This window comes from Mesorhizobium sp. LNJC394B00 (assembly GCF_000502555.1).
Classification (GTDB): Bacteria; Pseudomonadota; Alphaproteobacteria; order Rhizobiales; family Rhizobiaceae; genus Mesorhizobium.
Window position 1 is genome coordinate 107,126 of sequence record NZ_AYWH01000005.1, and the last position, 13,520, is coordinate 120,645.

The following is a 13,520-nucleotide window of genomic DNA, read 5'->3' on the forward strand; positions in this document are numbered from 1 at the left end:
CGGCCCGTTAGCAATGTGGGCCAATCGGTGACTTTGGGTTGGGGCGGAACAGCACAAAGGTGAATTGATATGAACGCAGATCCGAAGACGACGCCCATGGCGGCAATCGATGCCATGATTTCGACGCGGCCAAATCGGCCAATGCGTCTTGTAAACCCAACGCGTCTTCTATCCGTTGGTGCGCTTCTGTTGGCGGCAGCCGCAGCTCTGCTCGGCGCCGCCCACCCCTCCCGCGCCCAGGACGCCTCCCCGGAGATGCAAAGCGCACCGTCCTTCGTCGACGATTTCAAGAGTTTCGATCGTTCGCGCTGGTATGTCTCCGACGGTTGGTCGAACGGCAATCACCAGAACTGCACCTGGTCGAAAAGCCTGGTAAAATTTTCCGACAACATGCTGACGCTCGGCTTCGAAAAGCGCAAACTGAAGGACCGCGAGTTCGCCTGCGCCGAGATCCAGACCAAGCAGCGCTTCGGCTATGGGACCTATGAAGCACGGATGAAGACCGACACCGGATCCGGTCTCAACGCCGCTTTCTTCACCTATATCGGCCCTGCCGACAAACAGCCCTGGTATGAGATCGACTTCGAGGTGCTGACCAAGGATACATCCAAGGTGCAGGTCAACAGCTACATCGCCGGCAAGCCCAAGAACGAGAAGCTGGCCGAGGTCGAAGGCGGCGCCGACAAGGGCTTCAACGACTATGCCTTTATCTGGGAAAAGGACCGGCTGCGCTGGTACGTCAACGGCAAGCTGGTCCAGGAAGTGACCAATCCCGAGCAATTGCCGACCCACTCGCAGAAGATATTCTTCAGCCTCTGGGGCAGCGACACGCTGAAAAACTGGATGGGCGCCTTTTCCGACCCCGGCCGCCAGGTGACGATGCAGGTGCAGCGCGTCGCCTTCACCGCGCTCGGCCAGCCGTGCCAGTTTCCGGAATCGCTGGCATGCAGTGTAAGCAGCATAAAGTAGATCTGAACCGGCCCGGCTATATAAGGCCAAAGGGCGTGAACAGGAATTAACCCGAATGAATTTGACGGTCTTTGGAATTGGCTATGTCGGTCTCGTGCAGGCCGCGGTGCTGGCGGAGGTCGGGCACCAGGTGGTGTGCGTCGATGTCGATGAAAAGAAGGTCGAGCGGCTCAACCAGGGCCTGGTGCCGATTTTCGAACCGGGACTGGAGGCCCTGGTCAAGGAGAACCACGCCGCCGGCCGCATCAAGTTCACCACCGATGCCGCCGCCGGCGTCAAGCATGGCGAGATCCAGATGATTGCGGTCGGCACGCCACCCGGCGAAGATGGTTCGGCCGACCTCAAATATGTGCTGGCGGTGGCCGAGACCATCGGCCGCGAGATGGACGGTCCCAAGATCGTCGTCGGCAAGTCGACCGTGCCGGTCGGCACCTGCGAAAAGGTGAAGGCCAAAATCGCCGCGACGCTGAAGGCGCGCGGGCGCCAGGACCTGGCTTTCGACGTCGCTTCCAATCCTGAGTTCCTCAAGGAGGGTTCCGCCGTCGCCGACTGCATGAAGCCTGACCGCATCATTGTCGGCACCAACAGCGAGGGCACCGAGGCGGTGATGCGGGAGCTCTACGCGCCGTTCAACCGCAACCACGAGAAGATGATCGTGATGGACGTGCGCAGCGCCGAATTCACGAAGTACGCCGCCAACTGCATGCTGGCGACCAAGATCTCCTTCATGAACGAAATGGCCAATTTGGCCGAGCAGCTCGGCGCCGACATCGAGGAGGTACGCAAGGGCATCGGCTCGGATCCGCGCATCGGCTACCACTTCATCTATCCCGGCCTCGGCTATGGCGGTTCGTGCTTTCCCAAGGATGTCCGCGCGCTGATCAAGACCGCCGAAGGTGTCAAGTTCGACGCCAAGCTGCTGCGCGCCGTGGAGGAGCGCAACAATGCCCAGAAGTCGGTGCTGTTCGACAAGGTGCACCGTTATTTCAAGGGCAGTCTCAAGGGCAAGACCTTCGCGCTCTGGGGCCTCGCCTTCAAGCCCAACACCGACGACATGCGCGAGGCGCCGGCGCGCGTCCTGATGGAGGCGCTGTGGCAGGCCGGCGCCAATGTGCAGGCCTACGACCCCGAGGCGATGCAGGAATGCCAGGCCATCTACGGCCTGCGCGACGACCTTTTGTTGTGCGGCACCAAGGAGGCGGCACTGCGCGGCGCCGACGCGTTGCTGATCGCCACCGAATGGAAGAGTTTCCGCGCCCCGTCCTTCGACGCGGTGAAGGATGCCCTGACCACGCCGGTCATCTTCGATGGCCGTAACCTCTATGATCCCAAGGTCATCGCCCGTCACGGCATCGAGTATTTCTCGATCGGCAGGATGGCGGCGTGAAGGCAGGGCGGCACAACGCGGAGCCAGGTTCATGAAAGTTCTGTTTGCAGGCGGCACCGGCTACACGCCGCAATTCAGCGGGGGCGTCCAGTCGAGCACCCACCACCTGGTCGAGCAATTGCGCGAAAATGGTCACGAGGCATCCGTTCTGGCAGCGCTGTTCGGCGACGGCATGTTCGGCTTCAGGGCGCGCGCCAAGATGAAGCTCCTTCGTCAGCGCGCGGTCATCGACAATTTCCCGGGCTATCCGGTTGTACGGGCGTGGTTCCCCTGGGAAGCGGCCGACTTCGCCGTCAAAAAGTTGAGGCCGGATGTCGCGGTCGTGCAGTGCCACAATTCGGTGCCGATCGGCAGAGAGCTGCAGAGGCTTGGCGTGCCGCTGACCGTCTATCTGAGGAATGTCGAATTCGACGAATTGGCCGGCGATCTGCGTGAGCTCCATTCGGCGGTCTATATCGCCAACTCCGAGTTCACCGCGCGCGCCTATAAGGCAAAATTCGATATCGATTCGACGGTTATTCCGCCGACCATCAATCCCGCGTTCTACAGCACACCGACGACCGGTGAATTTGTCACGCTCATCAATCCATATGAGGAAAAAGGCTTCGATCTTGCGGTGCGCATTGCCGCCGCCTGTCCCGAGATCCCGTTCCTGTTCGTCGAAAGCTGGAAGCTCGACGACGATCATCGAGCCCGGATCGAAGCAACAATCTCTCCCCTCCAGAACGTCAAGCTGGAAAGCCGCACCAGCGACATGAAGACGGTCTACGGCCGCACGAAAATCCTGCTTGCGCCCAGCAAATGGGAAGAAGCCTGGGGCCGGGTGGCCTCGGAAGCGCATTGTAGTGGCATTCCCGTGGTCGGCTCGCGGCGCGGCGGTCTGCCGGAAGCGATCGGCGCCGGCGGCGTGGTACTGGACTACGACGCCCCGCTCGCCGACTGGGTCGCAACGATCAGGCGGCTGTGGAGCGATGAGGCCGAGTACAAGCGGCTGTCAGCGACAGCACGTCAGTTTTCGGAGCGGCGGCAGATGAACCCCGACAGCCAGTTCGCAACGTTCATGGGCGTTCTCGACCGCGCAAGACGTGTCGGTTTGGAGCGCGCAGCCTAAACGCGTCGTGTTGCATTTCAGCTGAGACGCTGCACGACCGTGGTCGCGCAAAGTTCCCGTTAGCCAGGTCCAGGCGTCGTGCGCCCGTCCGGATCACTTTTAATTGCTGCAGTGCAATATTTTGTGGCACTGCAGCAATCAACGTGTATTCTGCCTGTCTACATTAGGGCTTGTGCGATATGGACCGCTTGGTCCGAGCAAGCCCCAACCTTATGGGCGGGTCATGCGCGTGGGCTTTGTCGTCGGCGAATTCCCTCTGCTTTCGGAAACCTTCGTCGTGGACCAGATGGCTGGGCTGCTGGCGCGGGGCTTTCAGGTCGAAGTGGTCTGCGAAAAGATGCAAGGTGACCACCGAATTGACCGGCAAAGCGAGCCGATGGCGACGCTGCTCGCCAGAACCCGACATTGGTGGCGATGGGCCGCTGTAATCAGCAAATTTGTACAGCGTCTGCCGCCGCGTCTGCGATACAAGGCCTCGACCGTTCTCGACATCGCCTTTGCACGCCGCCTGAACCGCTGCGACGTGATTGTCGCCCACTTCGGACAGAACGGCGAGAGAGCAGCCGCACTGAAGAAATGGAAGGTGCTCAAACCACCGATCATAACCATCTTTCACGGCGCGGACGTGGCGATCCCGGCGCGGCAGGCAGTGCTCGCGACACAATATGCCGGGCTGACCAAGCATGGGACCCTGAACCTGCCCGTCAACGATTACTTCCGCACGATGCTGCTGGAAGCCGGCCTGTCCCAGGCGAGCACGACGGTCCACCATATGGGAATTGACACCCGCGAAATCGGCTATCGCTGGGAATCGTGGGAAGGCACCCAACTGGTCGTGACGACGGTTTGCCGCCTGGTCGAAAAGAAAGGCGTCGAGTTCGCCTTGCGAGCCCTGGCCTCTCTCAAGGCCTCCCAGCCGCAGCTAGACTGGCGTTACGACATTGTTGGCGACGGTCCTCTGCGGATGAATCTGGAGAAGCTGGCCGTAGAGCTGGGCTTGGCTGGTCGCGTAACATTCCTCGGCAGCCTCCCTCACGCAGAGGTGAAAAGACGGCTTCGCATGGCTCATCTCTTTTTGCTGCCAAGTATCACTGCCAGCGACGGGGATATGGAAGGCATTCCGGTCGCGCTCATGGAGGCCATGGCCGCCGGATTGATTGCGGTCAGCACGTATCATTCGGGAATCCCGGAGCTCATCAAGGATGGGGAGACGGGGTTGCTTGCGCCCGAGCGAGATATTTCAGCGCTTGCCGGCAAGCTTGCCTGGGCCGGGGAGCACCCGACCGAATGCGAGCGTATCGCGCTTGCCGCACGCCGCAAAGTCGAGGACGACTTCAACGCAGATGTTCTGAATGAACGTTTTGCGCAGATCGTTACCCAACTGGCCACATCGAGCCCTGCGCATGAACCTGCCGGTCATGTCGGGGTTTCCGAGGGCTTGGCGGATCCTTCATCTGCCGGCTGACACTGCTGCTCTGCGTTTGATCGGCAGACACGCCAAGCCGAGGGAAATCTTGCTACACTGCACCAAAAATGTTGCAGTGCAGCAAGACCTATACTAACGTCCCTGCGGGTGGGCCAACAGCGGTAGAGTTCCATGCTGCATGTCTTGTGCCTCCGGCACCCTGTTTTCGGCCCGGCTTTTGTCAAGGGCACACCGGCTCTCCGCACGAGCGCATCCTGCCGATGAAGATTTGCTTCGTAGTCGACAAGTTCCCCTCATTGTCCGAAACCTTTGTTCTCGACCAGATAGCCGGATGCCTTGAGCGCGGCATGGAAGTCGGCGTCGTCTGCAACGAGACGTCCTTCGGCAGGGACAGCAACATCGATGATCCGCGCTGGCAGGCGCTGCCAGGAAAGGTCGTATGCTGGTGGGGTGGCCTGGGTCGCTATCGCCCGCTGCTCAGGAAGTGGTCCGGCAGGTTCTGGGACAAGCTCTCGACCGCCATCGACATTGCTCATGCGCGAAAACTGCAGGGCGCCGACGTCATCGTTGCCCATTTCGGCAACAACGGCATGCGCGTGGCCCGCGCCATCAAGCGCGGGAGGATTTCCGCTCCCCTGGTGACGATATTTCACGGCCGTGATGTCGGCGAACCGCTGCATGACAATACGCTCGCGCGCTACAAGATTGTGTTCGAAAAGGGCGTTCTTCAACTGCCGGTGAATGCGTTTTTCCGCGATGCCTTGATTGAGGTCGGTGCATCGCCGGAGCAGGTTGTGGTTCACCATATGGGGGTGCGGCCGAGTGACATCGACTATCGGTGGCGTTCATGGGAGCAGGCTACGCTCTCTTTCATCTCGGTCTGCCGCCTGACTGAAAAGAAGGGCATCGAATATGCGCTTCGCGCGCTTGCTGGCCTGCCGCGGCGAGACTGGATCTACTCGGTGATCGGCGGCGGAGAACTTCTCGAGCAACTGAAGGGGATCGCCGCAGAGCTCGGCATTGCCGACAGGGTGAATTTTCTTGGGCCCCGGCCGCACAGCGAAGTCAAACAGCGTCTGCGCGATGCGCATGTATTCCTGCTGCCCAGCGTCGGCGCCCGCGATGGCGATCTGGAAGGCATTCCGGTTTCGCTGATGGAAGCGATGGCCGCCGGCCTGACGGTGGTCAGCACATATCATTCCGGGATCCCTGAACTGATCGACGATCACAAGACGGGTTTTCTCGTGGCTGAGCGGGACGTTGCGGCGCTGACCGGAAAGCTTGCCTGGATCGCCGAGAATCCGAAGCCGTGTGAAGAGATCGCGCTCGCGGCGCGCAAGAAGATCGAGGCCGAGTTCAACTCCGATCTGCTGAACCAACATTTCGTGGAAATCGCCATGCGGCTTGGCGAAACGAGGTCGCTTGCATGAACGCCAATCTGCCCCCCCAGTTCGGTCGTGTCGCCCTGCGCGGCGGGCTGGTAACCATCGGCGCCCAGGGCTTCAAGATGGCGATCCAGTTTCTCTCCGTCATCGTGCTGGCCCGTCTGCTCGTCCCCGAGGATTTCGGTCTGGTGGCTTCCGTCGGGCCGATCGTGGCCTTCGTCGGGCTGCTTCAGAATCTGGGCCTTCAGCAGGCTGTGGTTCAGCGCAAGGACATCAGCAACCAGCAGCTCAACCAGGTGTTCTGGATCAGCGCGCTCGTCGGGCTGGGCAGTGCCGTGGTAGTGGCCGGCCTGGCGCCTGCCATCGCCGCGTTCTATGGCGATCAACGTATGTCCGGCATCACCCTTGGCTCTGCCCTGCCGCTGCTTCTCGGCAGTCTGGCCGCAGTGCCGCTGGCGTTGATGAACCGGCACCTGCAGTTCGGCCAGCTCGCACTGAACGACGTGATAAGCGCCGCCGCCGGACTTCTGGCAGCCGCGATCGCGGCCTATGCGGGGTTGGGCTACTGGTCGCTGGTCATCGGCCCGGCGGTTTCGGCAGCTATCGCCCTGGCTGCCGCCTGGCGGGTGGCGCGTTGGACGCCGTTGCGGCCGGACCTGAAAGTCGATGCCGACATATTGTCGTTCGGCGCCAACCTGACCGGCTTCAACCTCGCCAACTTCTTCTCGCGCAATCTCGACAACATTCTCATCGGAAAATATTCCGGTGCGATCGAACTCGGCTATTACGACCGCGCCTACAAGCTCCTGTTGTTCCCGCTGCAGAACATCAACCAGCCGCTGACACGGGTCATGGTGCCGCTGCTCAGCCGCATTCACGATGACAAGGCCCGCTTTCGCGATATCTATGTGCGCACCAACTGGATGCTGGCGGCCGTTACCATGCCGGGCATCGCGGCGCTGACGCTGACCTCTAATCAGATCGTCGGACTTCTCTTCGGCGCGGGCTGGGCACCGGTCGCACCGATCTTTGCCTGGCTGGGCATCGCCAGCCTGGTCCAGTCCGTTTCAAGCACGACGGGATGGATATTCATCTGTCAGGGCAAGACGAAGACCATGTTCCATTGGGGCATCTATTCGTCGCTGACGACCGTCGCTGCCTTCGTCGTCGGCCTGCACTGGGGCGCCGTCGGCGTTGCCGCGGCCTATGCCATCAGCGGTTACGTGCTGCGCGTTCCCGTGCTGGCGCTACTGGTCCATCGCGTCGGTCCGGTGACCGCCGCCGACTTCCTGCTCATGCAGGGGCTTTTCATCGCCTCGTCCCTGCTTGCCTGGTTCCTGTACCTGTGGTTGCCGGCGTCTCTAACGGGCCAGTCAGACCTGCTCGCGGTCTTTTTGGCGCTTGCCCTCAACTACGGCATCGGTCTCGTTTTCATGCTTGCCGTCCCGCAGTCGCGACGCGCCTTGTTCACCACCCTGTCCAACGCCGCGCGCAATATCCGCTGAGCGGCCGGCGATCAGCGGCGCCAGCAGGTTTGTGGCCGACATTGCCGAAGCATGTTCTTCGAGCACGGCCTGAAGGCTTGTCTTGCGATAGCGGTCGAGATTTCCCGCAAACCGGCCGAGCTTTTCGCGCGCCTCTTCGGGCGTCACGGTGTCGATGTCGAGCAGCACATCGTCGACACCGATTCGCTTGGCCACTTCCTTGGTTTTGAACTCGTAGGCGATCGGCAGCACCGGCGTGCCGACGCAAAGCGACATGATCATCATATGCATGCGCGTCGCGACGACGAAGTCGAAGCCCTTCACCAGCCCCATCAACTGGTCCGGCGTGTGGAACGAAGCGTCCACTGTCACGTGGCTGGCGATCTCAGGATCGAGCTCGGCAACGATGGCCTGTGCGGTCTTGGAATCGTCATGGGCATATTCCGGCACGCCCTGACACGTGGAGACGAAGGTCACCTCCTTGCCAAGGTCCCTGACAAGAATTGTGGCGATCTCGCGGATCGAATCCAGATAGCGGCGCATGCCGCCCTCACCGTCGCTGACGTAGTTCCAGTGGCGGACCGAAATAGCGACGCGGCCCGTCGACGCCGGCGGCTGGCTGGAAGCGAGACGCTTGCCGATCCTGTCGGTATCGGCCAAGGCGAATACGGCATCGGCCACCACGTGGCACTTTCCGAGATCCTTCACCAAGTCCCGGATATGGGTCCGCGACCGTTCGTCGCGCAACAGGATGAGCGGACTGCGGTCAAAGATCGGGCCGAGCTCCTGGCGGTTGTAACTTTTGTCGAACGGACCGAGGGATTGCGTGAAGAAGACCGGATCTTTGCCAAATACGGCATCGAGCCTGAACTGATTGAGGCGTCGTTCGAGATTGTAGTTCTCGACGAGATAGGTTCCCCCTGTGGTGACCACCATGTCCGCGTCGGCGTAGATATCGAGACCGCGCCGGTCGCGATGGCTGAAAAAATTGCCTAGCGCGCTGCTGCCAAACCAGCGCAGGGCCTGGAGAACGAGCCGATTGTAGATCGGCTTGAACCGGTCCCTCAGCCCGCTGCCATTCTTGTATCGGAACAGGGATTCCGACAGCAGCTTATGAAATTCGAGGTCGGGATAATCCGTCTTCGGATAGAGTCGTTCCGCAACCTCGGGCTGGCTGTCGAAGACGGCAAACCGCACGTCGCCTTGCACGATCGTCCTGAGAATGTGGCGGATCGCCAGCAGAATCGCCGCATCCCCGGTATTCAGGCAGACTGTGTTTTCAACGACGATCTTCATGGGATACCTCATTTCGTCAGCAGATTCCGCGGCGGGGCCTGCGGTGCCTAGGACGGGCATGGTGACCGAAAATACCCACGCCAGGACGATCCCGATGCGGCTCGCGTCACAATTCATCGCTGCATCGGGCTGGGTGACCAGTCAGAGCGGCGCTCAAGCCCGACGGAGGGTAACGCATCAATTTTGCAGTGCAACAAAAAACGTGCACTTATGCTACGGCGCACCAAAAATGTTGCGATGCAGCAAAAGCTGGGTTAGCATTCCCGTGGGTGGGCCAACAGCGGTCGAGTTTTCATGCTGCATGTCTTGTACCTTGTGCACGATGTTTCCGACCCGGCGGTGCGCCGGCGGATCATAATGCTCAAGGCAGGCGGCGCGCGGGTCACGTTGGCCGGCTTCCGTCGGACCACAAATGCTGTTCCCGACGTCGAGGGGCTGCAGCCGGTCGACCTCGGCGCGACGCGTGACGGCCGATTCGGCCAGCGTCTGGCGGCGGTCGCCAAGGCGGCGCTGTCGATAGGCTCGAAGCTTGCGGCGATGCCGAAGCCCGACCTCATCATCGCGCGCAATCTGGAAATGCTGGCGCTGGCCAGGCGCGCCAAGGCCGCCTTTCGCGGCGGCGTGCCGATCGTCTACGAATGCCTCGACATTCATCGCCTGGTGCTGCGCAATGACATGCTGGGCAAAGCGCTGCGCACAGCGGAGCGTTATCTCGCCCGCGACGTGAAGCTTCTGGTGACGAGCTCACCGGCCTTCATCGCCAATTATTTCAAGCCGTTCGGGCAGGTCGCCGCACCGGTGGAACTGGTCGAAAACAAATACTTCGAAACCGCGCCGATCGCCTTGGATGACAGGTCAACGGCCGAAAACCCTGCAGCACCCCCGTGGCGCATCGGCTGGTTCGGCGCGCTGCGCTGCCGCCGCTCGCTGGAGCTGCTGGCCGACTTCACGCGCCGTCAGGGCGGGCGCTTCGAGGTCGTCCTCCGGGGCCGTCCGGCACTCTCGGAATTCCCGGATTTCCACGCTTTTGTCGAGGCCGAACCCTATCTCTCCTTTCGTGGCCCCTACCGCAACCCGGAAGACATGGCCGCGATCTACGGCGAAGTGCATTTTTCCTGGGCGATCGATTTCTTCGAGGAAGGGCAGAATTCGGAATGGTTGCTGCCCAACCGCCTCTATGAGGGCTGCCGCTTCGGCGCCGTACCGATCTCGATGGGCACTACCGAGACGGGGCGCTTTCTCAACCAGCAGGACATTGGCATCCTGCTTTCTGCTGCCACGCCCGAAATCCTGGAAACCGCGCTCGGCCGCATGGACCAGGAGCACTTCGGCAAGGCCAAGGCGCGTGTGCTGGCCCGCAACCCACGAACCTGGAGTTACGACCGCAGCGACTGCCGCGCCTTTGTCGACAGGCTGCGCGGCCTTGCGGTTGCCCCTGGTTCGTTCGCCACCGAGGCACTGGCCTGAAGGATGACCAATGACAAAAGTGCAGTTCATGGAAAGGCGCCGATGACGCAAACCGAAGCGCTGCCGCCAAGCCTGATCGTCATTCCGTGCCTGAATGAGGCAGCCCATATCGGCGCGTTGCTCGAGCAGCTCAGGCCGGCAGCGCTAAGGCTCGGCGCCCGCATCGTCGTTGCCGATGGCGGCAGCACCGATGGTACTTTGGCCATTGTCGAAGCGGTTGCGGCCAAGGACCCTCAGGTCGTCCTCCTGCACAACCCAAAACGTATCCAGAGCGCGGCGATCAATCTCGCCGTCGCCAGCCTCGGTGACGGCGCCGAATACCTGATCCGCATCGATGCCCATGGCGGCTATCCCGCCGATTATTGCGACCGGCTGGTCGAGGAGGCGCTCGCCACTTCAGCCGATTCGGTCGTCGTCTCGATGCTGACCAGCGGCAGCGGCGCGGTGCAGAAAGCGGTCGCGGCGGCGCAGAATTCCAAGCTCGGCACCGGCGGCTCCAAGCATCGGCACTTCTCGGCCGGCGAATGGGTGGACCATGGCCATCACGCGCTGATCCGGATCTCGGCCTTCACCGCGGTCGGCGGCTATGACGAGACCTTCAGCCACAATGAGGATGCCGAACTCGACTACCGCCTGCGCCGGGCAGGCTACCGGATCTGGATGAGCGGCAAGACGCAGATGGTCTACTATCCGCGTTCGTCGCTGAAGGGCCTGTATTTCCAATATCTCGGCTATGGCCGCGGCCGCGCCAAGAATGTGCTCAAGCACCGCATGATCCCGAAAGTTCGGCAGATGATCCCGCTGCTGGTGGCGCCGGTCGTCCTTCTCGCGGTATTTTCCTTTATCCACTGGCTGGCGGCGGTGCCGCTGCTGGTCTGGGCTTCGGTCTGTCTGGGCTACGGCGCTGTGACCGCCATCAGCCAGCGCAATCCCAACAATGTGCTGGCGGGCATTTCGGCGATGGTCATGCATTTCGGCTGGTCGCTCGGGTTTTGGCTGCAACTGCTCGGCTCGCGATCGCAGCGCGGGGTGGCATGATGGTCGCCGACAGCCGCCGAATCGACATCTGCGTCTGCACGTTCCGGCGGCCGGAACTGGCCGACACGCTGCGGTCGCTCGCTGCCATGGATATGCCTGCCGGTTTCGGCATCGGCGTCATCGTCGCCGACAATGACGACGAGCCGACCGCCGAGCCGCTGGTGACCGCGCTGGCGAGCGAATTGAAGCTCCTGGTCCGCTACCGGCACGCCCCGGCGCGCAACATCTCGGTCGCCCGCAACGCCTGTCTTGATGCCAGCACGGCCGATTTTCTCGCCTTCATCGACGACGATGAAACCGCTTCCCGGCAATGGCTGGCCGAACTGATTGCTATCGCGGAGACAAGCGGCGCCGAGGCCGTGCTCGGTCCGGTGCGGGCGCTCTACCGCCCGGATGCGCCGGACTGGATGCGCAAGGGCGATTTCCATTCGACCTTGCCGGTCTGGGTGCAGGGCGAAATCCGCACCGGCTACACCTGCAACGTCCTTTTGAGGATGAGCGCCGACAGCTTGCGCGACCGTCGTTTCAGCCTGGCGCGCGGCCAGAGCGGCGGCGAAGACACCGAATTCTTCGACCGCATGGTCAAGGCAGGCGGTCGAATCGCCTTTGCGCCGGAGGCGTTGGTCGAGGAAGTCGTGCCGCGTTCGCGAGCCGCTTTCGACTGGCTGCGCCGCCGCCGCTTCCGCTTCGGTCAGACGCATGGCCACCTTGTTGGCCACAATGCGGGCGCAGTCCGTCGGGCGAAGGAGGTCGGCCTCGCCTCGGCCAAGGCCGCCTATTGCTTCGGCATGGCGGCGTTGACTGCGATTAGCCCGGTCCGCCGCAACCGCAGCGTGCTGCGCGGCATCATGCATGTCGGCGTCGTCAGCGGCCTGGTCGGTATCAGCGAAATTCGCCAATACGGACTGTCTTCCCCGCAGCAAGGAGCCAAGCGTGCAGCCTGACGTCTCCTTTGTCATCGCAGCCCACAATGCCGCGGCCACGCTCGACCGGGCGATCGCAAGCGCCATGGCCCAGCGCGATGTCAGCGTCGAAATCATCGTCGCCGATGACCAGTCGCGCGACAACACGCTCGACGTCGCAAGAGCCTATCCAAAAGATGTCGTCAAAGTGGTTGCGCTGCCGGCAAATCGTGGCCCTGGCGGCGCCAGGAATGCCGGCCTCGACCTCGCCACAGGCCGCTGGGTCGCGGTGCTCGATTCCGACGATGCCGTCCTGCCCGGGCGGCTCGCCGCCATGATCGCGCGAGCCGAAAGTGCGGGCGCTGTAATCGCCGTCGACAACCTCCAGGTGGTGCGCGAGGACGGCATTGCCGAAGCGACGATGTTTCCCGCCAAATATCTGGAGGGCCTGCGTGAAATCACGCTCGCCGACTACATCGCTGGCAACATCGTTTTCGAATCCACGTTCAACCTTGGCTATCTCAAGCCGATCTTCCAGCGCCGTTTCCTGATCGAAAACGGGCTTCGCTATGATGAAAGTCTGAGCATAGGCGAGGATTACATCCTGCTCGCCAACGCGCTGGCCAAGAGCGGAAAATGCGTCGTCGAGCCGACGACCGGCTATATCTACCACATCCGCACGGGCTCGATCTCGCGCGTGCTCGAGCTTCACCATATCGAGGCGATGCGCAAGGCCGACGCGGTCTTCGCCGAGACCAATTCCATGGACGCTGCTGCTGCGGCCGCCTTCGCCAAACGCGCCCGCAGCCTGCGCAAGGCGGCATCGTTCCTGTCGCTGGTCCAGCACATCAAGGCGCGTTCGCCGTTGAAAGCGATACGCACCGCGCTAAGTGATCCGGCGGCTGTCAGGCACATGTCGATGCCGATCGCCGTCCGCCTCAAAAGGGTGGCGGCGCAGTTTGCCGTCGGCGCGGAGAGGTAAGGAGGGCGAGTACATGAAGACGTTTGTTCGTGGCCTGCAACAGGCTGAAATCGATCTGCTCAGAAGGAATTTG

General features: G+C 61.9%; 10 protein-coding genes and 1 pseudogene. 10 read left to right on the plus strand and 1 reads right to left on the minus strand.

The annotated features are described in order from the left end of the window. Positions 1 to 69 precede the first annotated feature (69 nt). From X751_RS146175 to X751_RS146150, 6 genes are all read left to right on the plus strand, one after another. Positions 70 to 969, plus strand: coding sequence for a glycoside hydrolase family 16 protein (locus X751_RS146175; RefSeq protein WP_023668806.1), 900 nt, complete (start codon positions 70 to 72; stop codon positions 967 to 969). 55 nt (positions 970 to 1,024) lie between these two features. Continuing rightward, the gene (locus X751_RS146170) at positions 1,025 to 2,356 is read left to right on the plus strand and encodes a UDP-glucose/GDP-mannose dehydrogenase family protein (RefSeq protein ID WP_023668805.1); all 1,332 of its coding nucleotides are present in this window, start codon (positions 1,025 to 1,027) and stop codon (positions 2,354 to 2,356) included. A gap of 31 nt (positions 2,357 to 2,387) precedes the next feature. Continuing rightward, on the plus strand, positions 2,388 to 3,467 hold the full coding sequence (locus tag X751_RS146165) for a glycosyltransferase (RefSeq protein ID WP_023668804.1): 1,080 nt from the start codon (positions 2,388 to 2,390) through the stop codon (positions 3,465 to 3,467). 223 nt (positions 3,468 to 3,690) lie between these two features. Continuing rightward, positions 3,691 to 4,932, plus strand: a complete 1,242-nt coding sequence (locus X751_RS146160; RefSeq protein ID WP_023702332.1) for a glycosyltransferase — start codon at positions 3,691 to 3,693, stop codon at positions 4,930 to 4,932. Positions 4,933 to 5,153: 221 nt separating this feature from the next. After that, positions 5,154 to 6,323: a glycosyltransferase gene (locus X751_RS146155; RefSeq protein ID WP_023736209.1), complete on the plus strand. Its 1,170-nt coding sequence runs from the start codon at positions 5,154 to 5,156 to the stop codon at positions 6,321 to 6,323. Further along, positions 6,320 to 7,783, plus strand: coding sequence for a lipopolysaccharide biosynthesis protein (locus tag X751_RS146150; RefSeq protein ID WP_023745203.1), 1,464 nt, complete (start codon positions 6,320 to 6,322; stop codon positions 7,781 to 7,783). The genes X751_RS146155 and X751_RS146150 overlap by 4 nt, the downstream gene beginning before the upstream one ends. Before the next feature lie 225 nt (positions 7,784 to 8,008). Here the strand turns inward: X751_RS146150 and X751_RS146145 are convergent. Beyond that, positions 8,009 to 9,175, minus strand: a pseudogene (locus tag X751_RS146145) (polysaccharide pyruvyl transferase family protein); the annotation flags it as partial. Between the two features lie 177 nt (positions 9,176 to 9,352). Between X751_RS146145 and X751_RS146140 the strand changes: the two are divergent. From X751_RS146140 to X751_RS146125, 4 genes are read left to right on the plus strand one after another with little or no spacing between them, the layout of a single operon-like run. Then, a complete protein-coding gene (locus X751_RS146140; RefSeq protein ID WP_023745204.1) occupies positions 9,353 to 10,525 on the plus strand; it encodes a glycosyltransferase in 1,173 nt (390 codons plus the stop codon). Positions 10,526 to 10,567: 42 nt separating this feature from the next. Beyond that, the gene (locus X751_RS146135) at positions 10,568 to 11,563 is read left to right on the plus strand and encodes a glycosyltransferase family 2 protein (protein ID WP_023711254.1); all 996 of its coding nucleotides are present in this window, start codon (positions 10,568 to 10,570) and stop codon (positions 11,561 to 11,563) included. Next, positions 11,560 to 12,507 carry a glycosyltransferase family 2 protein gene (locus tag X751_RS146130; protein WP_023745205.1) on the plus strand — a complete coding sequence of 316 codons (948 nt, stop codon included), beginning with the start codon at positions 11,560 to 11,562 and terminating at the stop codon, positions 12,505 to 12,507. The genes X751_RS146135 and X751_RS146130 overlap by 4 nt, the downstream gene beginning before the upstream one ends. Continuing rightward, complete coding sequence (locus X751_RS146125; protein ID WP_023668796.1) at positions 12,497 to 13,447, plus strand: glycosyltransferase family 2 protein; 951 nt, start codon at positions 12,497 to 12,499, stop codon at positions 13,445 to 13,447. The genes X751_RS146130 and X751_RS146125 overlap by 11 nt, the downstream gene beginning before the upstream one ends. Positions 13,448 to 13,520 lie beyond the last annotated feature (73 nt).

Bases quoted from the DNA above. Each gene is read 5' to 3' on its own strand.
- X751_RS146175 (WP_023668806.1), top strand. From the start codon at position 70: ATGAACGCAGATCCGAAGACGACGCCCATGGCGGCAATCGATGCCATG.
- X751_RS146170 (WP_023668805.1), top strand. From the start codon at position 1,025: ATGAATTTGACGGTCTTTGGAATTGGCTATGTCGGTCTCGTGCAGGCC.
- X751_RS146165 (WP_023668804.1), top strand. From the start codon at position 2,388: ATGAAAGTTCTGTTTGCAGGCGGCACCGGCTACACGCCGCAATTCAGC.
- X751_RS146160 (WP_023702332.1), top strand. From the start codon at position 3,691: ATGCGCGTGGGCTTTGTCGTCGGCGAATTCCCTCTGCTTTCGGAAACC.
- X751_RS146155 (WP_023736209.1), top strand. From the start codon at position 5,154: ATGAAGATTTGCTTCGTAGTCGACAAGTTCCCCTCATTGTCCGAAACC.
- X751_RS146150 (WP_023745203.1), top strand. From the start codon at position 6,320: ATGAACGCCAATCTGCCCCCCCAGTTCGGTCGTGTCGCCCTGCGCGGC.
- X751_RS146140 (WP_023745204.1), top strand. From the start codon at position 9,353: ATGCTGCATGTCTTGTACCTTGTGCACGATGTTTCCGACCCGGCGGTG.
- X751_RS146135 (WP_023711254.1), top strand. From the start codon at position 10,568: ATGACGCAAACCGAAGCGCTGCCGCCAAGCCTGATCGTCATTCCGTGC.
- X751_RS146130 (WP_023745205.1), top strand. From the start codon at position 11,560: ATGATGGTCGCCGACAGCCGCCGAATCGACATCTGCGTCTGCACGTTC.